The sequence below is a fragment of the Cognatishimia activa genome (genome assembly GCF_026016445.1).
Classification (GTDB): Bacteria; Pseudomonadota; Alphaproteobacteria; order Rhodobacterales; family Rhodobacteraceae; genus Cognatishimia; species Cognatishimia activa_B.
In genome coordinates, this window is the sequence record NZ_CP096147.1 from 2,880,718 (window position 1) to 2,904,864 (window position 24,147).

Genomic DNA, 24,147 nt, shown 5'->3' on the forward strand with positions numbered 1-24,147 from the left:
CTGCAGATGCTCTGGTCCCTCACAAAAATCGTTGTTTTTGTCGCTGCCATCGCAGGCCTGACATTGGGCGCTGGCTATCTGATGGAAAGCGACGGCGGTGTTATGATCACCATCGCTGGTGTCGAATACACACTGACCCCGTTGATGTCTGCGATCGCTCTTTCCGTTTTGGTGGTCGTGCTATGGGTGCTACTCAAGCTTGCGTCGCTGACCGTCGCTGTTCTGAAATTCCTCAATGGCGATGAGACCGCGATTTCTCGCTACTTTGACCGCAATCGTGAGCGTCGTGGCTATAAGGCGCTGACCGAAGGCATGATGGCCCTGGCCTCTGGCGAAGGGCGCGTGGCAATGGATAAGGCGCGAAAGGCGGAACGCCTGTTGCGCAAACCAGAGCTGACCAACCTAATCACAGCGCAAGCCGCAGAGGTTTCCGGCGACCGTCGCAAAGCGGAAGAAGTCTACAAACGTCTTCTTGCGGATGACACTACACGCTTTGTAGGTGTGCGCGGGCTGATGAAGCAAAAACTGGATGCGGGCAAAACGGATGTCGCTTTGAAGCTTGCGGAAACTGCTTTCGCATTGAAACCACGCCATGTTGAGACGCAGGATACTTTGCTGAAGCTGCAAGCTGGTGAAAAGGACTGGTCTGGCGCACGTCAGACGCTGAAGGCCAAGCTGAAACACGGTGGGCTGCCGCGCGATGTGCACCGCCGGCGTGATGCGGTTCTAGCGCTGTCTGAGGCCAAAGATCTGATCGGCAAAGACGCCAGCATCGAAATGCGTGAGGCGGCGATCGAAGCCAACAGACTTTCTCCAGATCTGATCCCAGCCGCTGTAATGGCCTCTAAAAGCTATGTGACCGAAGGCAAACCAAAATACGCCACGCGAGTATTGAAGAAAGCCTGGGAAGCACAACCGCATCCTGATCTGGCGGCAGCTTTTGCCTCCATCGTGCCAGCAGAGTCCCCTACCGAGCGGATCAAGCGATTTGGCGCCTTGGTGAAGACCACAGCAGACCATGCGGAATCCAAGATGCTTATGGCCGAATTGAATATTGCGGCAGAGGATTTCCCGGCAGCGCGCCGCGCTTTGGGTGATTTGATCGAGAAAGACCCAACGGCCCGTAATCTCACTATCATGGCTGCAATTGAGCGTGGCGAAGGTGCTGAGGACGCAGCGGTTAAGGGTTGGTTAGCCAATGCGCTGACGGCACCGCGCGGCCCGCAATGGGTCTGTGACAGCTGCCAGAACATTCACTCTGAATGGGCGCCAGTCTGTGACAATTGCCAGAGCTTTGACACGCTGACATGGAAGACACCACCAGCGTCAGAGGCTGTCAGCCCAACGGGTGTTGAGATGCTTCCGTTGATCGTGGGTGAGCTCGAAAAGTCAGAAGAAGGCGACGCGCCAGTCGATGTCACTCCAGCAGAACCAGTGGCTGAGGTCGCAAAGTAGTTTATTTTAAGTGTCGCGGGGTGTTCTGCCCCCCGCGTTCATCAATTTGCCGCTGTAGCTCAGCTGGTAGAGCACGTCATTCGTAATGATGGGGTCGTAGGTTCAAGTCCTATCAGCGGCACCAACCACGCGTCCACCGATTAAAATGCGCTAAATTTTCGGGCACACTTGCCTGATTTTGAGGCATATATGGCAGGTTTTCCTGGAATTCAGGGGAGTACCCTCGTCGGAGCCACCTGCAAGCTCTAAGTGATGGGCAATTCCAACAGCCAGAGACGTGATCTTGGATCTGCCAGCGACTGATGCCCTCACCATCGTGATTGTCGAGCATGACAAGGACCGTGCGCTGTCCATTGTGGACAGCCTGCGCGAGACTGGCCCGCATAAAATTCATGTCCTTGCTGAGGAAAGCGGCCTGTCACGGTCTGTCTCACAGCTGAAACCCGATGTGGTGTTGATCGATGTCGCAAACCCTTCGCGGGATTCGATCGAGCAACTAGCAAACGCATCCTCTCCGCTGGAGCGGCCCGTCGCCTTCTTTGTAGATCGCAGTGATGCGCAGATGACTAAGGCCGCGATTGAGGCGGGCGTGTCGGCTTATGTGGTGGACGGTTTGCAGATGGACCGGATCAAACCGGTGATGGACGCAGCAATTGCGCGGTTCCAGATGTTCCAGCGGATGCGCACGGAATTGGAAACCACCAAACGCGCTTTGGAAGAGCGAAAAGTGATCGACCGTGCGAAAGGCTTGCTGATGAAGGTGCGTGGGATTTCCGAAGAAGAGGCCTATGCTCTCTTGCGAAAGACTGCGATGGATCAGGGTAAGCGCGTGGCAGATGTGGCTGCTTCCTTGGTGACAGCGGCGGATTTGCTGTCATGAGCGGACAGCAGATCAAAGCAGGATACATGCCACTCATCGATGCGGCGCCATTGATTGTGGCCCATGAGTTGGGATTTGCCGAAGAGGAAGGGATCGCACTGGAGCTTGAAGCGGCCCCCAGTTGGTCGACATTGCGCGATCTATTGGCTTTTGGGCAAATCCAGGCAGCTCATATGCTATCTCCGGTTCCCGTTGCTTCATCATTAGGACTGCTGGCTGGACTGCCGCGGCTTGATGCGCTGATGGTGACTTCCGCAAACGGCAATGTGTTTGGCGTTTCCAAAGAAATGTCCGAGCGGCTTGAAGCCGATGGTTTTGCCTATCCCTTTCATGATGCGGAGAAGGCGGGCTTGGCCATTGCCTCTCTGCCAAGACCACTGCGCATCGGGGTGCCCTTTGACTTGTCGATGCATTCGGAGTTGATCACACTCTGGCTATCGAACTTTGGCATGGTGAAAGGGGAAGACTTCCACATCATGGCGGTGCCACCTCCGATGATGGCGCGGGCCATTGAACGACGTGAGTTAGATGCTTTCTGCGTTGGGGAGCCATGGGGGTCGATCACAGTTGAGCGCGCGATGGGCGCATTGATATTACCGGGCGCCGCGATCTGGTCCTGTGCACCTGAAAAAGTTTTGGCAGCCAGAGAAGACTGGATTGCCGAAAACCCAACTGCAGTTTCCGCTCTGATGCGAGCGGTGTGGCGCGCCTGCGTCTGGTTGGCAGTGCCGGGCAATAAGACAATGGCAGCAGAGTTGCTATCGTCTGAGACCTATTTGGGACTTGGGTCAGAGATCATTGATCGCGCCCTATCTGGGCGGTTCATTGTGAACAGCAATGGCGATCTGCGTCGATTTGATGGGTTCATGCTCTTTGCGGGTGATGGCATCTGTTTCCCATGGCAATCTCAGGGCCGCTGGATCGCCGAGCGTTTGGTGAAGCGGTTCAACCTTTCGGCAGATGTGCGGCCGGAGGATGCTCAGAAGGTTTTCCGAAGCGATCTATACCGAGAATATCTGATGCCAATTGGCGCAGAAATGCCTCTGAGCTCTGCCAAGGTAGAGGGTGCATTGGACGCGCCAACAGAGGTTCCGACGGTTTCGGGTAGCATGATTCTGGGGCGGAATTGCTTTTTTAATGGCGAAATTTTCGATCCAGGTCAGTAAAGCTGCCCATTTTTTCAGCACTGCAGAAAAATCACGCTGCAATGCAGAAAAAATGAGGAGAACGACTCGTATCGGCAAAAGGTTAACGACATACTGACCTCAACGCAGAGCAATGGCGCTCTGCTAAGATATCAATATCCAGGGTCGCTGATTGGTCTTGGAATGATTGAGCAAAGCCGCTCGACAATGGGTCCCTCCTCCTCCCTGGACCTCTTTGTCGGCGGCTTTTTTTTATGCCCATCCGTTGGGTGGATGGGCCCGAACAAGGACGGAATGAATGAAACGCATAGCTTCCATTCTCGCAGCTACAGTCACAATGGCCACGCCAGCCCTTGCTGAATTGGAGCTCGAAAAAGACGAACTGACTTTCGGATTTATCAAGCTGACAGACATGGCGCCGTTGGCGGTGGCATACGAACAGGGTTACTTCCTGGAAGAAGGCCTGTTCGTGACGCTTGAAGCGCAAGCGAACTGGAAAGTTCTGCTGGACGGCGTGATTGACGGTCAGTTGGACGGCGCGCACATGCTGGCGGGTCAGCCGCTGGCGGCGACAATCGGTTACGGCACCGAGGCGCACATCATCACACCATTTTCAATGGACCTGAACGGCAACGGCATCACCGTTTCAAACGAAATCTGGGAAGCGATGAAGCCAAATGTTCCTCTGATGGAAGATGGCCGTCCTCAGCACCCAATCAGCGCATCTGCTCTGAAACCAGTGGTCGATGAATACACTGCGGCAGGCAAGCCATTTAACATGGGAATGGTTTTCCCAGTATCCACGCACAACTACGAACTGCGCTACTGGCTGGCAGCCGGTGGTATCGAGCCTGGCTACTATTCCCCAGAAAACATCACAGGTCAGATCGGTGCAGAAGCGCTTCTGTCCGTGACACCTCCTCCACAGATGCCAGCGACAATGGAAGCGGGCACCATCTATGGCTACGCGGTGGGTGAGCCTTGGAACCAGCAGGCTGTTTTCAAAGGCATCGGTGTTCCGGTGATCACTGACTACCAGATGTGGAAAAACAACCCTGAGAAGGTTTTCGGCATCACCAACGAATTCGCCGAAGAGTATCCAAACACCACCAAAGCGGTTGTGAAGGCTCTGATCCGTGCGGCGATCTGGCTGGATGAAAACGACAACGCCAACCGTGACGAAGCCGTGGAAATCCTGTCTCGCCCTGAATATGTGGGTGCGGACGCCGAGGTGATCGCGAACTCCATGACTGGCTTCTTCGAGTTCGAAAAAGGCGACAAGCGCGACATCCCGGACTTCAACGTGTTCTTCCGCTATAACGCAACCTACCCATACTACTCTGATGCGATCTGGTACCTGACACAGATGCGTCGCTGGGGTCAGATTGCTGAAGCGAAGTCTGACGAATGGTACTTCGAAGCCGCGAAATCTGTTTACCGCCCAGATATCTATCTGGAAGCAGCCCGCCTGCTGGTGGACGCTGGCCTGGCAAACGAAGCTGACTTCCCATGGGACAGCGATGGCTTCAAAGCGCCAACACCTGCTGAAGATATCATCGACGGTATCGCATACGACGGTAAGGCACCAAACGCTTACATCGACAGCCTGCCAATCGGCCTGAAAGGCGCGCAGACAGTCGTTGGCACCGAAGTTCAAGGCTAATCAATTCTTCTCGGTGGGGCATCAATGGTGATGCCCCACCATTCCCCTTTTTCGCGCTTTGACCTGCGTCCAACGAAGGTTGCAGCTCTAAACGCAAAACACTGAACGAACCCAGGTCCAGCAACTGCTGAAACGCTGGCCCACCAAGGAGCAAAACAATGACTGCCATCGATCCACAACAGTTGGACGACCAGGCCGCCCGCGAGGCGCGGAAGGCCAAGATCTTCACATGGATCAATAAAGCCGACACATGGTTCACCGTATTGGGCCTCGGCTGGCTGACTCCAATCTTCCGTGCCATCGCGGGTGACAACCCAAAGGCACAGTATAAAGAAATCTGGAAGCTGGCTGGTGTGCCGGTTCTGGCGATTGTGGGCTTCATGTTCCTTTGGGCGACGCTGGCGCCACAGGTTCAAACCTCATTGGGCGCGGTTCCGGGACCATCTCAGGTTTGGGAGCAGGCTGTGAACCTGCATGAAGATGCGCAGGCGAAAGCCGCTAAGAAAGCGCAATTCGAAGAAAAAGTTGCACAACTGAACGAGCGACTGATCGCACAAGGTAAAGAGCCGAAAGAACGTGCCTTCACCGGTGCGCCAAGCTACTACCAGCAAATCTGGACCTCGATCAAAACCGTTTTCTTCGGCTTCTTGATTGCATCTGTTGTTGCGATCCCGCTTGGTATCCTTGCAGGTCTGTCGCCTTACGCAAACGCAGCTATCAACCCGCTGGTACAGATATTTAAGCCGGTTTCTCCGCTTGCATGGCTGCCGATCGTGACCATGATCGTTTCTGCGACCTACGCGGTGGACGGCGACGGCTGGTTTGCAAAATCCTTCCTGAACTCTGCCATCACCGTGACGCTCTGTTCCCTGTGGCCAACTCTGATCAACACCTCTCTGGGTGTGAGCAGTATCGATAAGGACCTCGTCTCTGTATCCAAAGTACTGAAAATGAGCACATGGACTAAGATCACCAAGCTGGTTCTGCCATCCGCGTTGCCCCTGATCTTCACCGGTCTGCGTCTGTCCCTTGGTGTGGGCTGGATGGTTCTGATTGCGGCTGAAATGCTGGCGCAGAACCCTGGTCTTGGCAAATTCGTATGGGATGAATTCCAAAACGGCTCTTCCCAGTCTTTGGCGAAAATCATGGTGGCTGTCTTCACCATCGGCATCATAGGCTTCCTGCTCGACCGCCTGATGTATGCGATCCAAGCTGCCTTCACCTTCACAAACAATCGGTAATCTGACCCATGGCGATACTGAAACTCGATAACGTTTCTAAAAGCTTCGGCGAAGGCACAGCCAAGACCGACGTTTTGAAGAACATCAATCTGGAAGTTGAGGAGGGCGAGTTCCTCGTTCTCCTCGGCTTCTCCGGCACCGGGAAAACCACTCTGATCAACCTGCTGGCGGGTCTGGAGAAACCTTCCCAAGGCGCACTGACTTACAAAGGCAAAGAGATCACGGGCCCGGGCCCAGAGCGCGGCGTGATCTTCCAAAGCTACTCGCTGATGCCTTGGCTGTCTGTCTCTGGCAACGTGCGTCTGGCGGTCGATAGCGTCTTCCCAAAGATGCCTTCTGCCGAAAAGGACAAGAAGGTTGCGCACTACGTGAAGATGGTGGGCCTGAGCCACGCGGCGACACGCCGTCCGGCTGAGCTTTCTGGCGGCATGCGTCAACGTGTGAACGTGGCGCGCGCCTTGGCAATGAACCCAGAGGTTCTGTTGCTGGATGAACCGCTTTCTGCGCTTGATGCTTTGACGCGCGGCAATCTCGCGGATGAGATCGTTTCGATCTGGGCCGCTGAAAAGCAGACCTGCGTTCTAATCACCAACGATGTGGACGAAGCCATTGTGATGGCCGACCGCATCATCGCGCTTAACCCAGATGGCACCCTTGGCGAAGAATTCAAAGTTCCGCTGGCGCGTCCGCGTGATCGCACCGCTATGAACAATGATGAAACCTTCAAGAAACTGCGCATGGAAGTGACCAACTACCTGATGGACGTTGGCATTGAGGCGAAGGTTGAAGGTTCCAAGCAGCTGCCGAATGTAACCCCGATCCACGGTGTCCCAGCTGCAGTTGCGCAGGCGCAGGAAGGTCTGATCGAGAACCGCTTCTTGGACTTCTCCCAGCTTCACAAGGTGTACCCAACGCCAAAAGGTCCGCTGACCGTGGTTGAGGACTTTGACCTGAAAATCAACAAGGGTGAGTTCATCTCGCTAATCGGTCACTCAGGCTGTGGTAAATCCACCGTTCTGACCATGGCCGCAGGTCTGAATGAAATCTCTAAAGGTGCCATCAAACTGGACGGTCGCCACGTTGAGGGCGCTGATCCGGAGCGCGCGGTGGTGTTCCAATCACCTAACCTCTTCCCTTGGCTCACCGCGCGTGAAAACTGTGCGATCGGCGTGGACAAGGTCTACCCAAAAGCCAGCCAGGCAGAGCGCCAGGACGTGGTGGAATACTATCTGGAGCGCGTAGGTCTGGCCGACGCGATGGATAAATCTGCCTCTGACATGTCCAACGGTATGAAGCAGCGTGTGGGTATCGCCCGTGCTTTTGCCTTGTCTCCGAAACTGCTGCTGTTGGATGAACCATTCGGCATGCTTGACTCTCTGACACGTTGGGAGCTGCAGGAAGTTCTTATGGAAGTTTGGTCCCGCACCAAGGTGACTGCCATCTGTGTGACGCACGACGTGGACGAAGCCATCCTGCTCGCGGACCGCGTGGTCATGATGACCAATGGCCCACAAGCGACCATCGGGAAAATCACAGAAGTTGACCTGCCACGTCCAAGGACCCGAAAGGCGCTTCTGGAGCACCCTGACTATTACACTTACCGCCAAGAAGTCCTCGAATTCCTGGAGGAATATGAACACGGCGCAAAACCCAAACCAAAGGCTGAGGCAGCTGCCAAGCCCAAGGTGAAGCCAAAGATTGCGGCGGAGTGAGACTATGAAAAAGAAACTTGTTGTTATTGGTGCGGGTATGGCCTCTGGCCGTGCGCTGGAGCACCTGTTGGAGGCAGACAAAGATGCCTACGACATCACTCTTTTCAACGCAGAACCGCGTGGAAACTACAACCGCATCATGCTGTCTCCGGTTTTGTCCGGCGATAAAACTTACGAAGAAATCGTAACGCATGATGCGAATTGGTACGAAGAAAACGGCGTAACCTGCCGGTTTGGGGAGCATGTCGTCAAGATCGACCGCGAGCGCAAAATTGTGGTTGGCCAGAACGGTGAAGTTGCCTACGACAAGCTGCTTATGGCAACTGGTTCTGCGCCTTTCATCATTCCGGTGCCCGGCAAAGACCTGCCCGGTGTGATTGCCTACCGCGATCTTGATGACACCAACACCATGATCGAAGCGACCCAGAAACCGGGCGCCAAAGCTGTGGTCATCGGTGGTGGTTTGCTGGGTTTGGAAGCCGCTGCCGGCCTGAAGGCCCGCGGAATGGACGTGACCGTTTTGCACCTGATGGGTCACTTGATGGAGCGCCAGCTTGATGAGGCGGCAGGCTACCTTCTGCGTCGCGCGCTGGAAGACAAAGGCATTGAAGTGAAATGCCAAGCGTCAACAGCAGCAATCTTGGGTGAAGACAAAGTCGAAGCAGTTCTGCTGCAGGATAAAACCACGATCCCTGCCGATCTGGTGGTTATGGCTGTGGGTATCCGCCCAGAAACGCGTCTGGCGAATGATGCGGCGATTGAGGTCGAACGCGGTATCACCGTGGATGACGCAATGCGCACCTCTGATCCAGATATCCTTGCGGTTGGTGAATGTGTCGAGCACCGTCAGCAGCTCTTTGGTCTCGTCGCACCGCTCTATGACCAAGCGAAAGTGGTTGCGGCAACGCTCTTGGAAGAAGACGCTGTTTTCGCTCCAAAAGAAGTCTCTACAAAGCTGAAAGTCACCGGTTGTGACCTCTTTAGCGCGGGAGACTTTGCCGAGGGTGAAGGCCGCGAAGACATCGTATTCCGCGACCCAAGCCGTGGTGTCTACAAACGCCTTGTGATTGAAAACAACGTGATCGTTGGCGCGGTCATGTATGGTGATACTGCTGACGGAAATTGGTTCTTTGGCCTGATCAAGGACAAGACCGATATTTCCGACATGCGGGATACGTTGATCTTTGGCCCAGCCTTCCAAGGAGGCGAACCGCTGGACCCCTTGCAGGCCGTTGCAGCCTTACCGGATGACGCAGAAATCTGTGGGTGCAACGGCGTATGTAAAAGTCAAATTGTCGACGCCGTCAAAGCTGGCGCTACTGATCTGGGTGCGGTCCGTGCCCAGACAAAAGCCTCTGCCTCTTGCGGTACATGTACGGGACTCGTCGAGCAGCTGATGGCGGTCACCCTTGGGGATGACTTCCAGATGCCAGCAGCCCAGTCTGTCTGTGGCTGTACCGATCTGACCCATGAAGATGTGCGTCGCTTGATCAAGTCCAAAGAGTTGAAATCTCAGGCCGCGGTCTGGCAGGAGCTTGGCTGGAACACGCCAAATGGTTGCCACGTCTGTCGCCCTGCGGTGAACTACTACCTTCTGGCAGATTGGCCTGTTGAATATCAGGACGATCCACAGTCTCGGTTCGTGAACGAGCGCAAACACGCGAACATCCAGAAGGACGGCACCTATTCTGTTGTACCTCGGATGTGGGGTGGCATGACCACACCGGACGAGTTGCGCGCGATTGCGGATGCGGCGGACAAATACAATGTTCCGACCGTGCACGTGACGGGTGGTCAGCGGATCGATCTTTTGGGCGTCAAAGGCGAAGACCTTCCGGCCATTTGGAAAGATCTGAACGACGCTGGCATGGTTTCTGGCCACGCTTATGCGAAGGGTCTGCGCACCGTGAAAACCTGCGTGGGCAAAGACCACTGCCGGTTTGGGACGCAGGACTCCACTGGCCTTGGCATTAAGCTCGAAAACAAGCTTTGGGGGTCTTGGTCTCCACATAAGGTGAAGCTGGCTGTTTCTGGCTGTCCGCGGAACTGTGCGGAAGCAACCTGTAAGGACATCGGTGTTGTCTGTGTGGACAGCGGCTATCAGGTCGGTGTCGCAGGTGCTGCTGGCATGGACGTAAAGGAAACCGAACGTCTGATGGATTGCGAGACCGAGGAAGAAACCATCGAGGTCGCAACTGCCTTCATGCAGCTGTATCGCGAGAATGCGAAATACCTCGATCGCCCATACAAATGGGTCGCCAAGGTTGGTCTGGATTGGGTGAAGGAACAGATCGTCGAAAACGTCGAAAATCGCATAGCGCTGGTTGAGCGTTTCGAGCTGTCTCAGTCGATCTATCAAAAAGACCCTTGGGCGGAGCTGGCAGCGCCTGATGAAGCGCCAAAGTTTGGTCCTCTTGCAAATCTGACATTGGAGGCTGCGGAATGAGCTGGATTGATATCGGTTCCATAGAGGACATTCCCCTGCGCGGTGCACGTGTTGTGAAAACCAAAGTTGGCTGCGTCGCTGTATTTCGGACTAGCGAGAATGAGGTTTTTGCGACCTCTGATCGCTGCCCGCATAAGAACGGCCCTTTGTCTGAGGGCATTGTGCATGGTCAGAGCGTGACCTGCCCTCTGCACAACTGGGTATTTGATTTGAATACAGGCGTTGCTCAGGGTGCGGATGAAGGTCAAATCGACACTTATCCAGCCAAAGTCGAGGCAGGGCGCATTCTTCTGGACGGCACGCTTTTGATGAACAGAGCTGCCTAATGACAGCACCAATCCGCTCCACTTGCCCGTATTGCGGGGTAGGCTGCGGCGTTCTTTTGACGCCTAAGTCTGAGGGAGGTCTGCAAGTTGAGGGTGACCCGGAACATCCGGCAAACTTTGGTCGGCTGTGTTCAAAAGGGTTGGCGCTGGGCGAAACGGTTGGCCTTGAGGGGCGCCTTTTGTCGCCTCAGGTCGATGGTGAAAAGGCCACCTGGGATGACGCTCTGGGCTTGGTCGCGGACCGTTTCAAAGCCGCGATCGACCAGCACGGACCCGATAGTGTGGCGTTTTATGTCTCAGGTCAGCTTCTGACCGAAGACTACTATGTCGCCAACAAACTGATGAAGGGTTTCGTCGGCTCAGGCAACATCGACACAAACTCACGCCTTTGTATGGCATCGACGGTTGCTGGGCATAAACGTGCTTTTGGGACCGACACGGTTCCGGGCACCTATGAAGACCTCGAACTGGCTGATCTGGTTGTGTTGGTGGGCTCCAATCTCGCTTGGTGCCACCCGGTGCTTTACCAGCGGCTGTCAGCCGCGCGGGCAGAGCGCGGTACAAAAGTTGTCGTTGTTGACCCTCGTCGTACGTCGACCTGCGATATCGCGGATATGCATCTGAAACTCGCGCCGGGCAGCGATGCGGCTCTGTTCAATGGGTTGCTGTCCCATTTGGCAAGTTCAGGTGAAATAGACTCTGATTTTATCTCGAAAAACGTTGCAGGATTTGAGGATGCGCTCGCTTCAGCGCGACTTGATGATCCATCAACGACAGGTATAGCATCAGATGAGCTTGCGGCCTTTTTCCGTCTTTTTGCAGAGACCAAGAACGTCGTTACTGTCTTTAGCCAGGGTATCAACCAGTCATCCTCCGGCACTGACAAGGTCAATACGATTATAAATTGTCACCTTGCCACCGGCCGGATTGGCCATCCGGGTTGTGGTCCATTCAGTGTGACTGGCCAGCCAAATGCCATGGGTGGGCGCGAAACCGGCGGGCTTGCCAATATGCTTGCGGCGCACCTTGATCTTGAAAACGCAGCTCATCGCGATGCCGTCCAGAGTTTCTGGAATGCGCCAACGGTGCCGACCGCACCGGGCTTGAAGGCAGTAGATCTCTTTGATGCCGTTGAAAGCGGCCGGATCAAAGCGCTCTGGGTGGCTTGCACAAATCCCGTCATTTCCATGCCTGACGGGGAGCGCGTCGCGAAAGCTATTGAGGCCTGCGACTTCACAGTTGTAAGCGATCTGAATGCTGTGACCGATACTGCGAAGCTGGCAGATGTTGTTCTCCCCGCACTTGGGTGGGGTGAGAAAAACGGGACGGTCACCAATTCAGACAGGACGATCAGCCGTCAAAGAGCGGCATTGCTGAGCCCGGGCGAAGCACGGGCCGATTGGGAAATCTTCGCAGAGGTGGGCCGTCTTATGGGGTGGAAAGACGCCTTTGACTATCGGTCAGAAGCAGACATTTTTCGCGAACACGCCGAGCTATCTCGTATTGCTGGGGATTTTGGCAAGGACTTCGATATATCCGGTTTGGCCGACATCACTGACGCCGGTTACGATGAATTCGAACCACAGAAGTGGCCAGTTAGCGATAAGAAAACCGGTGGCCGATTCTTTGGTGACGGCGTCTTCTTCACTCCGACGGGTCGCGCAAATATGCTGGCGGTGACCTCCCAGGTGCCGCAGGCCAAGCTGGATGAAGATTTTCCATTACGACTGAACACCGGGCGCGCTCGAGATCAGTGGCACACGATGACACGCACTGGGATGTCCGCGAAACTCTCGAAACATCTGGCCGAACCCTATTTGCAAATTCACCCCAAAGACGCGGAAATTGCAGGGGTAAAATCTGCAGATTTGGCCCGTGTCACCGGACGTGCCGGAGAGGCTATTTTCCGGGTGTGGGTCACGGACGATGTGCCGGTAGGCTCTCCCTTTGCGCCAATCCATTGGACGGGTGAAACCGCCGCGGCCTCGACGGTCGCAAAGATTATCCCAGCCTTCGTCGATCCGGTCTCAGGGCAGCCAGAGAGCAAGTCAGCGGCGGTTAAGGTCGAACGATTGGATGCCAGCTGGTACGGCTTTGCAATGAGCACACGGGCAATCGAGCCAACATCGAAATACTGGGCGCGCGTTCCCACCGCGTCAGGATTGCGAGCGGAATTGGCCGGAACAGAAACCGATTTAGATTGGGTAAGTTACGCGCAGTCTCTGTTGGGCATCGAAAGTGAACCCGTTGCTGTTATTGATCCAAAATCGCAGGTCGTTCGCCTAGCATTTTATGAAGACGGTTTGTTGGTCGCGGCGATGTTCTTTGCGCCTGACCCTGTTGCTGTTTCGCGCGACTATATGGTCAGCCTTTTGGGCACTGATGCGCCACACGTGCTTGCAGCGCGACCTGGTCAAGATGTTCGAGATCCTGGGCCAACGGTTTGCGCTTGTTTGAGCGTGGGGCGGAACCAAATACTGGACGCAATTCCCGTCAACGGTATTGCCACAGTGGAATTCATCGGTGAATGCACAGGTGCTGGCACAAACTGCGGGTCTTGCAAGGCGGAAATCGCGCAGCTTATTCTTCCTCAAAACCAACCTATTGCAGCGGAATAGAAACTATGCGCGCCTTCCCAATGTTCATCAAAACTACGGACCGACGCGTTGTGATCGTTGGGGGCGGAGAAGAGGCCACTCAGAAGTTTCGACTGTTATCCAAAACGGATGCAAATATTGTCATCTGCGCTGAGCAGCTCTCAGCTGAACTTGCTGATGCCGTGGCGATGAAAAGAGCTTCACAATACGCTGGCCCGATTACAAGCGCGGTTTTCATGGATACAGCCATGGTTTTCATCGCAACTGGGGATGAGTGCATTGATGTCGCTATGCATGAGCTTGCGAAGTCAGCTGGCGCATTGGTCAATGTTGTCGACAATCCTCCGCTTTGCGATATGACCACTCCTTCGATTGTGGATCGTGATCCTGTGATCATCGCAATCGGCACAGAGGGGACCGCGCCTGTATTGGCGCGGCTCATCAAGACTAAGATCGAGGGTATGTTGACGCCCAACCTTGGGCGGTTGGCGAAACTGGCGGGCGGCATGCGCGACCGTGTGAACGAAGTATTCCCTGGCAAACAGCGGGCCTTCTGGGCCTGGGTGTTTCGACATGATCCCATTCAGCACTTTGCACGCGGGCATGAGTCAGATGCCACCAAATCAATTGAGGCTGTGCTGACGGCTGGTGAGATACCTACCGAGCAAGAACGTCATCCGATTGGGGTGATTTCGACCGATTGTCAGGGTTATGACCTTCTTACACTGCGCGCCGTTGCTTGCCTGCAAGAAGCGGACGTAATTTTCATTGAGCCGCGCGTTGATGCTGCCATTCTGGAGCTACCTCGCCGTGATGCAAAGCGCATCCCGCTGGCAAATGAATCTTTTGATCAATCAAATAAAATTCAAGATGCCTTGGAGTATCAGGACAAGGGCCAGCGCGTCGCAATCGTCATGGCGCCGAATTCACCTTTATCAAGCGTTCTGAGAGCCAAAGCCGAGGGCCGGATGATGATGCACCATCAAGGTCAGTCGCATTAATCACCCTGAATAACAGCGCTTTCCCATTCTTTCAGGAAACTGCGCCGTTTGATCGTATCAAGGTAGGTCATCAAGGCCGGTTCCAAAGCGATATTGGATCGATTGCCAGCGGCATCGGTTAGATCCAGTTGCGGCAATGGCAGGTCAAATTGACCTGCAGGCGCGGTTTGAAGTGCGATGAGATGACGGACAAAGGCTTCGGCGTCTTCCGGGTTTTCAGAGCCAACCGGAACCAGTGCGGACCGCATCATGGTGGTCGGGAAGTCTGAGGGCAGTATGATGTGCAGATCATCCGCTTCGGGCAGTCGTGCCTGCGCATAGCTTCCTAAGACGTTGTATGCGACGTCGATTTTGCCAGCGATCAAATCATCGATCATCGCGCTTGAGCAACAGTAAAGTTTTGCATCCAAGCTGCCCATGACTTCCATAAGACGCCAAAAGGTTTCGGACGCCCTCGCATCTTGGGTTGCAAATAGGTAGCCCGCGGCTGACAGGCGTACATCGTAAGTTCCGACGCGACCTTGAAACGCATCACCATCAGCGCGCAACGCTCGGATCAAATCCTGTCGTGATTGCGGTATTTCACCTTCTGGGAAGGCCGAGCGGTTGATCGCGATGGTGGCAGGTTCAGTGGTGAAGGCGAACAGGCTTTTGCGCCACTGTGCCCAATCTGGGAGGCCATCCACGGAAAGCTCACGCGCATATCCGTCGTTGGCGAGTTTTAGCTGCAAATCCATCGCGCTGGAAACCACCACGTCATAGGACGTTGGATGGGCTCGAACACGGCGATCCAGATCGGCGGTGCTGGTCACGAAATAGTCCACAGAAATCGAGGGGTTCTGACCCACGAAACTTTCGATGATCGGGGCGAAAAAGGAGGTGTCGGTGCTGGAGATAATCCGTAACGAAGCTGCGGCATCTGGGTTACCAAAGAAACCTTGATCTTCCCATTCCTGAGCAACCGTTGCCAAGGGCCAAAGAAGCATTGTTAGAAGGATAAGGTAACGCATGCGCCCCCCGATGTTTGATTGCTCAGCACCATTTTTCCGCCATGAGCTGCGATGACATCCTGTGCGATCGTAAGTCCCAACCCAGAACCTGTGATCCCCTCTGCGTTTCGGCCACGTGTGAAACGATTGGCGAGGCTCTCGATTTCATCTGGTGGAAATCCCGGCCCCTGATCGCAGATAATTATTCGGTTTTCTGCTGAATTAGAGACTGAAATGCGCACTTCGCTTTCTGCCGGAGAGTATTTCAGGGCATTGTCGATGACGTTTCGTATAGCGTTCTGCAGAAGAATAGCGTCGCCTGACACCGTGACCGCGCCCGGGCTGGTCAACTGCAGGCGAACATCCTTCATTTCTGCAATTGGGGTCAGGCCACGCACCATCTCTTGAACGAGTTCGGCGAGGTCTAGGTTGGTCTTTTCCAGGTGGTCCGCGCGGAAGGTGATCATGGCGTGATCCAGGAGCTGCCCAGCTGCGCGCGAGCTTTCATCAATCGCGCGCACCATGGAACGCAGTGCGTGTCGGTTCTCTTCCCGGCTGACGCGTTGCAATGTGGCCTCTGCATATGACCGCACAGTGGCAAGTGGGGTGCGCACGCGGTGGGCTGCTTCAGCGATGAAGTCCTCAGATTGGCTGAGTGAATGATCGAGCCGGCCCATTAGATTGTTAAGGGAGGACACCAAGGGCTCCATCTCTGTCGGGACCGGCTGGAGAAAGGGGCTTAGGTCCTGTGGTCCGCGTCGAGTGACGGAGGTTGTCAGGCGTTTCAACGGGCCGATGGTTGTTGAGGTGGCCCAGAAGGACAGCAGGACCGCTAGGAGGAAGAAGCCAAACCCGAAGGCTGCGGCGTTACGGGAAATCCGATTGAGCGTCACCGAAAGTGCGTCTTGCGTTTGGGCCACGGTTACAGAAATCACTGTGCGGACCTGAGCGCCGATCAAAATGCGTGAGGCGGTTGCCGTTCGAACCGGCGCATCTTGGATGGCGCTCGTATCAAAGATATGGCCAGTTTCTGTCGTGATTTCTGGCACCACCAGCGAGTCGTAACCAGAAATCAGCGCCCCATCCTGGTAGATCCCATAGAAAACGCGATCATCAGACTCTGTGCTGAGCATTGAAAAGGATGCGTAGGGAAAATCCACCTCAACCTGACCATCGCGCAAGATTGCGGCGTCTAAGATGGAAGTGACTGAAGCAGCAAGGATACTGTCCTGACCTTGCTGCGCGATTTGCGCCGCATAGCTGCGCACCACAAGATAGAGCAGAATCGCCAAAATCGCGGCCCCTCCGATCAGCGTGAAGGCCAAGCGGTTGCGAAGGGAGCGAAAGAGGAGAGAGCGGTCAGTCATGGTCCAAACGATATCCCAAACCTCGGAGCGTGGTGATCTTCACCCTAGTGTTTTCAAGGTGTTTGCGCAGGCGGCCGATATAGACCTCAACCGCGTTTTCTGACACGTCATCGTCATATGAGAAAAGCCGGTCCACCAGCTTTTGTTTCGGAAAAATCTGGCCCGGCGCATTCATTAGCAGCTCCAGAAGCCGCAATTCTCGGTTCCTCAGAGAGACGGTATTGCCTTCAACTTTCAGGTTGCCCGCGACCGGGTCAAAAATCACGTCGGCGAGACTCAAAACCGTCTGCGAGTTACCTGCGCGACGTCGCAAAACTGCGCGGCAGCGGGCCTTTAACTCGGCATGGTCAAAGGGTTTTGTGACGTAGTCATCCGCCCCCAAATCCAACATGCTGATTCGATCCGAAACCTGACTGCGCGCGGTCAAAACGATCACAGGAGTGTCCATTTTCCCGGCACGGTGGTGTTCCAGAAAGGTGCGACCGTCCCCATCTGGCAGCATAATGTCGAGCAAAATAAGGTCGTATTCTCCAACCTCTGAAAAAGCAGTCGCATCGCCTAAAGTTTCAGCATGATCAATAACATGGCCGTCTAGCTGCATGCGCGAACAGATCGCGTTGGCGAGGTCCAGATTGTCTTCCACAAGCAGAAATTTCATGGGGTTACATCGTTCGATTTTGACCGTGACAGGTTTGTGTCAGGTTGGTTTGTTTCTCTCATTCAACTGAACCGTCAACCGGTCAGTTGTCAAATGGGAGGCTTACATATGACATTCAAAATTGCTCGCCGCGCACTAATGGCGTCGGCAGTCGCTGCTATGACTCTGGGCACATCCGCCATCGCTGGCGGTCACCAAGTTGTGGACAGCATTCACTTTCTGATTCCTGGCGGCGCTGGAGGCGGCTGGGACGGTACAGCGCGCGGTACCGGTGAAGCACTGACCGGCGCAGGTCTGGTCGGTAACGCATCTTATGAAAACATGTCCGGTGGTGGCGGCGGTAAAGCGATCGGTTACCTGATCGAAAACGCAGACAGCAACCACGGCACATTGATGGTGAACTCTACGCCTATCGTGATCCGTTCTTTGACTGGTGTATTCCCGCAGTCCTTCCGCGATCTGACTTTGGTGGCGGGTACCATTGGTGATTACGCAGCGATTGTTGTTGATGCGAATGGCCCGATCCAAGATGTGAATGGCTTGATCGACATGTTCAATTCTGATCCATCCGGCACTGCGATTGGTGGCGGCTCTGTTCCTGGCGGAATGGACCACCTGGTTGCAGCGATGGTTTTCCAAGCAGCAGGTGCAGATCCTGTTGAGATGAAATACATCCCATATGATGGCGGCGGCGCCACAATGGCGGGTCTGTTGTCTGGCGAAGTGAAAGCGGTATCCACCGGTTTCTCTGAAGCCGTTGAGCTGGCGAAAGCTGGCGAAGTGCGCATCATTGGTGTGACTGCTGACGAACGTGTTGCAGCATACGATGCAGCGCCAACCATGGTAGAGCAAGGCAACGACACAACCTTTGTGAACTGGCGTGGGTTCTTTGCTGCACCGGGTCTGCCAGACGACAAGCTGGCAATGTACCAGGACGCAATCTCGAAGATGTATGACACCGAAGAATGGGCAACCGTTCGCGACCGCAATGGTTGGGTCGACATCCACAACCCTGGAGATGAGTTCCGTGCCTTCCTTGAAGATCAGGAACAAGTCATCGGCGATCTGATGCGTAAATTGGGCTTCCTGTAAGTTCGCATTGATATCCAATCTGTCGCGCCCGGGCTTGTCTCGGGCGCGACTCCCTAGGGGAGGGAAAATTCATGGCACTGGATCGTTGGATCGCCTTGGCATTGCTGGCCATCAGCCTTGTCTATGGCTACACGGCCTTTTTTTTAATGGATGATCAGTTGGCGCCGATCATGAAACGCGCGGCGGTTTGGCCGTCGAGTTTCCCGAAAGTATTGTCGGTCGGGGCAATGCTTCTCGCGCTATCAATTGTTTTAGGACTTGAAAAGAACACGGGCAAAGATCCCGACGCAGCGGACATTAACTTGTCTCGTCTTGGTGACTACAATGTCGGTCAAGCGCTACTATTACTTGGCGCTATGGTGGCTTATGCGCTGCTCCTGCGTCCAATCGGATTTTTAGCATCGACCTTCCTGTTCCTGTTTATGGGCAGCTTCCTTCTTGGCGAGCGTCGCTATGTCATGATGGCGGTTGTTTCAGCCATCGCGGCGGGCAGCGTCTGGTATCTAGTCGACGCCGTTCTGGGCATCTTCCTGCGTCCATTCCCAATGTTCATGGTAGGAGGCTGATATGCTTGAAGGAATTCTTGTTGGCTTAGCCACCGCCTTTACTTTCACCAATATTCTCATGGTGATCGGTGGCTGCTTGATCGGCACATTCATCGGCATGCTTCCTGGATTGGGTCCAATGTCGATTATTGCGATCATGATCCCCGTGGCCATCACCATTGGTGACCCTTCGACAGCTCTGATTTTGCTTGCCGGAGTGTATTACGGCGCTGTTTTCGGCGGTTCCACCTCCTCGATCCTGATCAATGCGCCCGGTGTGGCCTCTACGGTTGCCACAAGTTTTGACGGCTATCCGCTGGCACGATCCGGCAAGGCTGGTAAAGCTCTTACAGTGGCTGCGATTTCGTCCTTTGCGGGGGGTACCATTGGTGCCGTGCTGCTGATGATCTTTGCGCCGGCTTTGGCCTCAGTAGCTTTGCTGTTCCACAGTGCTGAGTACTTCGCGCTTATGGTCGTAGGGCTCTCGGCAATTGCCGCATTTGCGGGGACCGGACAGGTGGCGAAGGCGTTGTTGATGACCTTTATCGGTTTGATGATGGCGACCGTGGGCGAAGGCGTTCTATTTAACTCCGCTCGTTTCACCATGGGCATTCAAGATTTGCAGTCTGGCTTTGGCTTTATCACTCTGGCTATGGCGATGTTTGCGCTGCCGGAAGCGATCTATCTGGTGCTTGATCCGGGCCGGTCGAAAACGGGTGATGGCGAAGGTGGCGAGATCAAAGATCTGCGGATCTCCCGCGAAGAAGGCAAAAGCATTGCTCCGGTTATTGGCCGTCAATCGCTGCAAGGTTTCTTTATCGGCGTTCTGCCAGGGGCCGGTGCGACGATCGCCTCTTTCTTGGGATATGCGGTTGAACGCAATATCGCACCGAAAGAAGAGCAAGAGCAGTTTGGTAAGGGTGCAATCAAAGGCATCGCAGCGCCGGAATCAGCCAATAACGCGGCTTGCACAGGCTCCTTTGTGCCTTTGCTTACGCTTGGCATTCCGGGGTCGGGAACAACCGCGATCCTGTTGGGTGCGCTGATTGCTCTGAATGTGAGCCCTGGCCCACGTCTGATGATTGATGAGCCTCAGATCTTCTGGGCTGTGATCATCTCGATGTACCTCGGTAACCTGGTTCTGCTGATCCTGAACCTGCCGCTGATCCCTTACATCGCCAAAGTGCTGGCCGTGCCGCGCAACTATCTGATTCCGTTCATTCTGTTCTTCACCCTGATGGGGGCCTATATCGGGCAGAACAACGCGACGGAGCTTCTGATCCTTGTGGGCTTTGGTGTGGTGGCAACGGCCTTCCGTTTCGCGGATTACCCGCTGGCACCACTTTTGATCGGCTTCATCCTTGGTCCACTTCTGGAGAACAACTTCTCCCGTGCTGTGAACCTTTATGATGGCGTTGCCTTTATCTGGGAGCGTCCGATGACACTGGGTCTGCTGGCGCTGGCGGTCATTCTGGTTGTTCTGCCAAGCTATCGCGCGCGCCGTGCACGGGCACGTGCCGCAGGTGTGGCCGACGGGGATTAAGTGAACTCTCCACATAAACAGTCTTGCAGGCGGCCTATGCGATTTCTTGCTGGGTCGCCTGTTTGCGATAAAGCGTGCTGCAATTTGGCGTAGGCTGCTTCCACCGTCATATCGCGCCCGTCGATCACTCCGTTATCTCGCAGGATGGCGCCAGCTGCGTATGTGCCAAGTGCCATGCCGCCTTCCGGGCATTGGCTTACTGCCAGCACCGGAATATTGCGCGACTTGGCGGTTATTAGAGCCTGTTTTAACCCTTCACTCTCCGGTGCAGTACCAGATCCGTAAACACGCAACAGCAGCGCGTCACTGTTCTCTGCGGCATACTGAAAAAGGTCTGTTGGCAGGCCGGGTGCCATGGCGAGAATACTCACCTTATGCTCGTTGTAAGGGTGATTGATGAGTGTTGCACCAGTCTGAACCGGGGCATCGCCGCCTTCGTTGACACGAAAGGCATCAAATTCTGTAGAGTGAGATTTCCGAGTGCGTGCGCCATGCATCAACTGTCCAGCGAATTGAACCCAGACACCTTTGCTGGCTGATTGGGCGGCGAGAAGGCTGTCGAGCAGATTGCGATCGCCATCGGAACCTTCAACGCTCAATGGCAACATGGCGCCTGTTACGATTATTGGCTTGGTCAGTCCTTCCAGCGCAAAACAGAGAGCGGCGGCGGTATAGGCTAGAGTGTCGGTACCGTGAGTAACAACAAAGCCATCGTAGGTGTCGTGCTTTTCGAAGATTACGTCCGCAACGCGCGACCAGTCGGCAGGGCTGGCGTTGGCGCTGTCGATCAACGGCTCTAAGAGATGAATATCAATTTCGCCAGAAACAGCCCCTTGGGACTGAAATGCTTTGACCTGATTCTCAACAACACCTTTGCGCGGAGCAAAGCCGTTGTCTGTTTGAACCATCCCAATGGTTCCGCCTGTGTGTATCAATAAGATTGCCATGCCGCCTGACTACGGTAGAAATTGTGCTTAGGCCAGTTCCTTGAACTTTTCATTTGGCAGAATTGGAGCTTTGCCATATAGCGCCGTTAGCGGTAACATGATGTGCTATTTACGGGCCTAGTCTGGCTTGTTCATCTATGAAGGAAGTGTCTCGATGATCTTATGTGCTGGTGAATGTTTGATCGACATGCTGCCACGTGAAGTGGATGGGGTATCGATGCTAGAGCCCGTGCCAGGTGGTGCCGTTATGAACACAGCGGTTGCGCTTGGTCGATTGGATGTTCCCGTCGAGTTCCTGTCTGGTATTTCGACCGATCAATTCGGTGATAAGATCAGCGCCCATTTGTCTGCAAGCAAAGTCGGCACTTCGCATGTTGCCTCCAGCGGCAGCCCAACCACATTGGCCTTTGTTGATATCAATGACGGTGTGGTTTCCTATGATTTCTATGATGAAAACACAGCAGGTCGCATGATCAGCCCGGCGAATATGCCAGTGCTTCCAAATGAGGTTCAGGCAGTGTTTTGTGGCGGGATTAGCCTGATCAATACTCCAGCGGCTGATGCATACGCGACGCTCGTAGATGAAAACACGGATCGGGTGGTGATGATTGATCCCAACATCCGCCCCGCCTTTATCAAAGATGAGGTTGGCTACCGAAGCCGGCTCGCTCATATGCTGTCAAAGGCGGATATCGTGAAGAGCTCGGACGAGGACCTGGCCTGGCTATTCCCAGATCAGACGTTTGAGAACGCTGTGCACGCATTGCTGCAAATGGGTCCAAAAGTCGTACTGTTCACGGAAGGTGCTAAGGGATCGACCGCGATGCGCAATCAATTGCCGCCAGTGTTTGCGGCAAGTCAAAAGGTGAAGCTGGTCGATTCTGTCGGCGCCGGAGACACTTTCAACGCGGGATTTCTGGCGTCGCTTTATGACCAAGGGGTTCTGGAGAAATCAAAGATCGGCACCCTCTCCGAGTCGCAGCTGTCACAGGCGCTTTCATTTGCGAACAGTTGCGCCGGTATCTCGGTGACCCGTGCCGGTGCGCAACCACCTTGGAGAGATGAGCTCTCCTAATCAGAAACTTAGAAGGTTCTTGGGACTATGGGCTGTAAAACACAGCCCATGGTCTTAGGCGCGACAAGAGCGTCGCTTTCGTTTGGTATCTTTTTTGGGAAAGATGGTGCCCAGAAGAGGACTCGAACCTCCACGTCCATACGGACACTAGCACCTGAAGCTAGCGCGTCTACCAATTCCGCCATCTGGGCTTAGATGTCGTGAGGGGGGATTTAGAGATACGGGCAAAGGGAGTCAACGCGATTTTGAAGATTTTGCAAAATTTATTGGATGTTTGCCTCACGAGTGATTGGGACTTCGTAAGCTTTTGTAATTTATCGGGAAATGAGACGAATTAGGCGCTCATTACGTTGCTCATTGCCTCAATGGGCAGAGTCAATTTTGTGACCAGGCTTTAGAAAACCTTGGAAAGCCTGCTTGTTCGCATACCATTGCAAGGATATGCATTCCTAAAGCTTCAGATTGCGGAGACCCAATATGTCCAAACTTGTTACGATTTATGGCGGTTCGGGTTTTGTCGGGCGCTATATCGCGCGTCGCATGGCCAAGTTGGGTTGGCGGGTTCGTGTTGCGGTTCGGCGTCCAAACGAAGCGATCTTTGTTAAGCCCTATGGAACCGTTGGTCAGGTTGAGCCAGTTCTTTGCAATATCAGAGACGACGCATCGGTTGCGCGCGCCATGGATGGCGCAGATGCAGTTGTGAACTGTGTTGGCATTCTGGCCGAAGATCGTAAAAACAAGTTTGATTCCGTGCAGCATGAAGGTGCCGAACGCATTGCGCGTTTGGCCGCGTCAGCTGGCATTTCAAATATGGTGCATCTTTCTGCGATTGGTGCAGATGCTCAGTCTCCTAGCGCCTATGCGAAGTCCAAAGCTTTGGGTGAGGAAGGCGTTCTGGAGCATATGCCAAATGCCATGATACTGCGTCCATCTGTTGTGTTTGGGCCAGAAGATGGTTTCTTCAATCGCTTTGCTGCTATGTCCAAACTGGGCCCGGCGCTACCGCTGGTTGGTGGAAAGACGAAGTTCCAGCCAGTTTATGTGGATGATGTCGCTGAAGCCGCTGTTCAGGGTGTTTTGGGGCAGGTGCGTGGTGTTTACGAATTGGGAGGGCCAGAAGCGAAGTCTCTTGAAGGTTGGATCAACGATATGTTGGCGGTCATTCACCGCCGGAAGCTGGTGCCGAACCTGCCGTTCTTTGTGGGCAATTTGATGGCGTTTGGATTTGATCTGCTGCAGAAGCTGACATTTGGCCTTTGGCGCAACTCTGTCCTGACACGGGATCAGGTAAAGCTTCTGCGGAAGGACAATGTTGTCAGCGAAGGTGCCAAGACCCTTGCAGATTTGGGAATCAAGGCGACCCCTGCTTCTGCTGTGTTGGAAGACTATCTATGGCGGTTCCGTCCATCAGGTCAGTATGACGCCATCAAAGACTCTGCGAAAAACCTACGCGCCTAAGCTTATC

19 protein-coding genes and 2 tRNA genes are annotated in these 24,147 nt (G+C 54.5%); 16 read left to right on the top strand and 5 right to left on the bottom strand.

All coding sequences use genetic code 11. The features are described from left to right. The first annotated feature begins 6 nt into the window (after nt 1–6). From M0D42_RS14385 to M0D42_RS14435, 11 genes are all read left to right on the top strand, one after another. Nucleotides 7–1,455 carry a heme biosynthesis protein HemY gene (locus M0D42_RS14385; protein WP_265019300.1) on the top strand — a complete coding sequence of 483 codons (1,449 nt, stop codon included), beginning with the start codon at nt 7–9 and terminating at the stop codon, nt 1,453–1,455. 48 nt (nt 1,456–1,503) lie between these two features. Further along, nucleotides 1,504–1,579, top strand: a tRNA-Thr gene (locus M0D42_RS14390). Nucleotides 1,580–1,738: 159 nt separating this feature from the next. Next, nucleotides 1,739–2,335, top strand: a complete 597-nt coding sequence (locus M0D42_RS14395) for an ANTAR domain-containing response regulator (RefSeq protein WP_265019301.1) — start codon at nt 1,739–1,741, stop codon at nt 2,333–2,335. Continuing rightward, on the top strand, nt 2,332–3,501 hold the full coding sequence (locus M0D42_RS14400; protein WP_265019302.1) for an ABC transporter substrate-binding protein: 1,170 nt from the start codon (nt 2,332–2,334) through the stop codon (nt 3,499–3,501). Before M0D42_RS14395 ends, M0D42_RS14400 begins: the two co-directional genes overlap by 4 nt. Before the next feature lie 277 nt (nt 3,502–3,778). Further along, nucleotides 3,779–5,143, top strand: coding sequence for a CmpA/NrtA family ABC transporter substrate-binding protein (locus M0D42_RS14405; protein ID WP_265019303.1), 1,365 nt, complete (start codon nt 3,779–3,781; stop codon nt 5,141–5,143). A gap of 158 nt (nt 5,144–5,301) precedes the next feature. Next, nucleotides 5,302–6,384 (top strand): ABC transporter permease, encoded by a 1,083-nt coding sequence (locus M0D42_RS14410; RefSeq protein ID WP_265019304.1) that lies wholly within the window; start codon nt 5,302–5,304, stop codon nt 6,382–6,384. A gap of 8 nt (nt 6,385–6,392) precedes the next feature. Further along, nucleotides 6,393–8,096 (top strand): ABC transporter ATP-binding protein, encoded by a 1,704-nt coding sequence (locus tag M0D42_RS14415; protein ID WP_265019305.1) that lies wholly within the window; start codon nt 6,393–6,395, stop codon nt 8,094–8,096. A gap of 4 nt (nt 8,097–8,100) precedes the next feature. Continuing rightward, nucleotides 8,101–10,542 (top strand): nitrite reductase large subunit NirB, encoded by a 2,442-nt coding sequence (gene nirB, locus M0D42_RS14420; protein WP_265019306.1) that lies wholly within the window; start codon nt 8,101–8,103, stop codon nt 10,540–10,542. After that, complete coding sequence (gene nirD / locus M0D42_RS14425; protein ID WP_265019307.1) at nt 10,539–10,868, top strand: nitrite reductase small subunit NirD; 330 nt, start codon at nt 10,539–10,541, stop codon at nt 10,866–10,868. The genes nirB and nirD overlap by 4 nt, the downstream gene beginning before the upstream one ends. After that, a complete protein-coding gene (locus M0D42_RS14430; protein WP_265019308.1) occupies nt 10,868–13,486 on the top strand; it encodes a nitrate reductase in 2,619 nt (872 codons plus the stop codon). The genes nirD and M0D42_RS14430 overlap by 1 nt, the downstream gene beginning before the upstream one ends. Nucleotides 13,487–13,491: 5 nt before the next feature. Next, nucleotides 13,492–14,466 (top strand): precorrin-2 dehydrogenase/sirohydrochlorin ferrochelatase family protein, encoded by a 975-nt coding sequence (locus tag M0D42_RS14435; RefSeq protein ID WP_265019309.1) that lies wholly within the window; start codon nt 13,492–13,494, stop codon nt 14,464–14,466. On the opposite strand, the gene M0D42_RS14440 is transcribed toward M0D42_RS14435, so the two are convergent. Genes M0D42_RS14440 through M0D42_RS14450 form a run of 3 tightly spaced genes read right to left on the bottom strand, consistent with a single transcriptional unit; the run spans nt 14,463 to nt 17,480 of the window. Continuing rightward, the gene (locus M0D42_RS14440) at nt 14,463–15,476 is read right to left on the bottom strand and encodes an ABC transporter substrate-binding protein (RefSeq protein ID WP_265019310.1); all 1,014 of its coding nucleotides are present in this window, start codon (nt 15,474–15,476) and stop codon (nt 14,463–14,465) included. The two genes, M0D42_RS14435 and M0D42_RS14440, sit on opposite strands and share 4 nt — an antisense overlap. Then, nucleotides 15,455–16,822, bottom strand: coding sequence for a sensor histidine kinase (locus M0D42_RS14445; RefSeq protein WP_265019311.1), 1,368 nt, complete (start codon nt 16,820–16,822; stop codon nt 15,455–15,457). The genes M0D42_RS14440 and M0D42_RS14445 overlap by 22 nt, the downstream gene beginning before the upstream one ends. Next, a complete protein-coding gene (locus M0D42_RS14450; protein WP_265019312.1) occupies nt 16,815–17,480 on the bottom strand; it encodes a response regulator transcription factor in 666 nt (221 codons plus the stop codon). Before M0D42_RS14450 ends, M0D42_RS14445 begins: the two co-directional genes overlap by 8 nt. A gap of 108 nt (nt 17,481–17,588) precedes the next feature. Between M0D42_RS14450 and M0D42_RS14455 the strand changes: the two genes are divergently transcribed. The 3 genes from M0D42_RS14455 to M0D42_RS14465 all read left to right on the top strand — a co-directional run bounded on the left by M0D42_RS14455 (nt 17,589) and on the right by M0D42_RS14465 (nt 20,660). After that, the gene (locus tag M0D42_RS14455) at nt 17,589–18,572 is read left to right on the top strand and encodes a tripartite tricarboxylate transporter substrate binding protein (RefSeq protein ID WP_265019313.1); all 984 of its coding nucleotides are present in this window, start codon (nt 17,589–17,591) and stop codon (nt 18,570–18,572) included. A gap of 71 nt (nt 18,573–18,643) precedes the next feature. Beyond that, entirely contained in the window at nt 18,644–19,138 is a 495-nt protein-coding gene (locus tag M0D42_RS14460) for a tripartite tricarboxylate transporter TctB family protein (RefSeq protein WP_265019314.1), read from the top strand. 1 nt (nt 19,139) lies between these two features. Then, nucleotides 19,140–20,660 (top strand): tripartite tricarboxylate transporter permease, encoded by a 1,521-nt coding sequence (locus M0D42_RS14465; RefSeq protein WP_265019315.1) that lies wholly within the window; start codon nt 19,140–19,142, stop codon nt 20,658–20,660. Here M0D42_RS14465 and M0D42_RS14470 read toward each other — a convergent pair. Then, nucleotides 20,657–21,607, bottom strand: a complete 951-nt coding sequence (locus M0D42_RS14470) for an asparaginase (RefSeq protein WP_265019316.1) — start codon at nt 21,605–21,607, stop codon at nt 20,657–20,659. The genes M0D42_RS14465 and M0D42_RS14470 overlap by 4 nt on opposite strands. A gap of 154 nt (nt 21,608–21,761) precedes the next feature. Here M0D42_RS14470 and M0D42_RS14475 point away from each other — a divergent pair, with 154 nt between their 5' ends. Further along, a complete protein-coding gene (locus tag M0D42_RS14475) occupies nt 21,762–22,682 on the top strand; it encodes a carbohydrate kinase family protein (RefSeq protein ID WP_265019317.1) in 921 nt (306 codons plus the stop codon). Nucleotides 22,683–22,786: 104 nt separating this feature from the next. Here M0D42_RS14475 and M0D42_RS14480 read toward each other — a convergent pair. Next, nucleotides 22,787–22,873 (bottom strand) — tRNA-Leu (locus M0D42_RS14480). Between the two features lie 286 nt (nt 22,874–23,159). Here M0D42_RS14480 and M0D42_RS14485 point away from each other — a divergent pair. Continuing rightward, nucleotides 23,160–24,140, top strand: a complete 981-nt coding sequence (locus M0D42_RS14485; protein WP_265019318.1) for a complex I NDUFA9 subunit family protein — start codon at nt 23,160–23,162, stop codon at nt 24,138–24,140. Nucleotides 24,141–24,147 lie beyond the last annotated feature (7 nt).

Bases quoted from the DNA above. Each gene is read 5' to 3' on its own strand.
- M0D42_RS14440 (WP_265019310.1), bottom strand. From the start codon at position 15,476: ATGCGTTACCTTATCCTTCTAACAATGCTTCTTTGGCCCTTGGCAACG.
- nirB (WP_265019306.1), top strand. From the start codon at position 8,101: ATGAAAAAGAAACTTGTTGTTATTGGTGCGGGTATGGCCTCTGGCCGT.
- M0D42_RS14470 (WP_265019316.1), bottom strand. From the start codon at position 21,607: ATGGCAATCTTATTGATACACACAGGCGGAACCATTGGGATGGTTCAA.
- M0D42_RS14410 (WP_265019304.1), top strand. From the start codon at position 5,302: ATGACTGCCATCGATCCACAACAGTTGGACGACCAGGCCGCCCGCGAG.
- M0D42_RS14400 (WP_265019302.1), top strand. From the start codon at position 2,332: ATGAGCGGACAGCAGATCAAAGCAGGATACATGCCACTCATCGATGCG.
- M0D42_RS14465 (WP_265019315.1), top strand. From the start codon at position 19,140: ATGCTTGAAGGAATTCTTGTTGGCTTAGCCACCGCCTTTACTTTCACC.
- M0D42_RS14450 (WP_265019312.1), bottom strand. From the start codon at position 17,480: ATGAAATTTCTGCTTGTGGAAGACAATCTGGACCTCGCCAACGCGATC.
- M0D42_RS14460 (WP_265019314.1), top strand. From the start codon at position 18,644: ATGGCACTGGATCGTTGGATCGCCTTGGCATTGCTGGCCATCAGCCTT.
- M0D42_RS14430 (WP_265019308.1), top strand. From the start codon at position 10,868: ATGACAGCACCAATCCGCTCCACTTGCCCGTATTGCGGGGTAGGCTGC.
- M0D42_RS14485 (WP_265019318.1), top strand. From the start codon at position 23,160: ATGTCCAAACTTGTTACGATTTATGGCGGTTCGGGTTTTGTCGGGCGC.
- M0D42_RS14405 (WP_265019303.1), top strand. From the start codon at position 3,779: ATGAAACGCATAGCTTCCATTCTCGCAGCTACAGTCACAATGGCCACG.
- M0D42_RS14385 (WP_265019300.1), top strand. From the start codon at position 7: ATGCTCTGGTCCCTCACAAAAATCGTTGTTTTTGTCGCTGCCATCGCA.
- M0D42_RS14475 (WP_265019317.1), top strand. From the start codon at position 21,762: ATGATCTTATGTGCTGGTGAATGTTTGATCGACATGCTGCCACGTGAA.
- nirD (WP_265019307.1), top strand. From the start codon at position 10,539: ATGAGCTGGATTGATATCGGTTCCATAGAGGACATTCCCCTGCGCGGT.
- M0D42_RS14445 (WP_265019311.1), bottom strand. From the start codon at position 16,822: ATGACTGACCGCTCTCTCCTCTTTCGCTCCCTTCGCAACCGCTTGGCC.
- M0D42_RS14435 (WP_265019309.1), top strand. From the start codon at position 13,492: ATGCGCGCCTTCCCAATGTTCATCAAAACTACGGACCGACGCGTTGTG.
- M0D42_RS14455 (WP_265019313.1), top strand. From the start codon at position 17,589: ATGACATTCAAAATTGCTCGCCGCGCACTAATGGCGTCGGCAGTCGCT.
- M0D42_RS14415 (WP_265019305.1), top strand. From the start codon at position 6,393: ATGGCGATACTGAAACTCGATAACGTTTCTAAAAGCTTCGGCGAAGGC.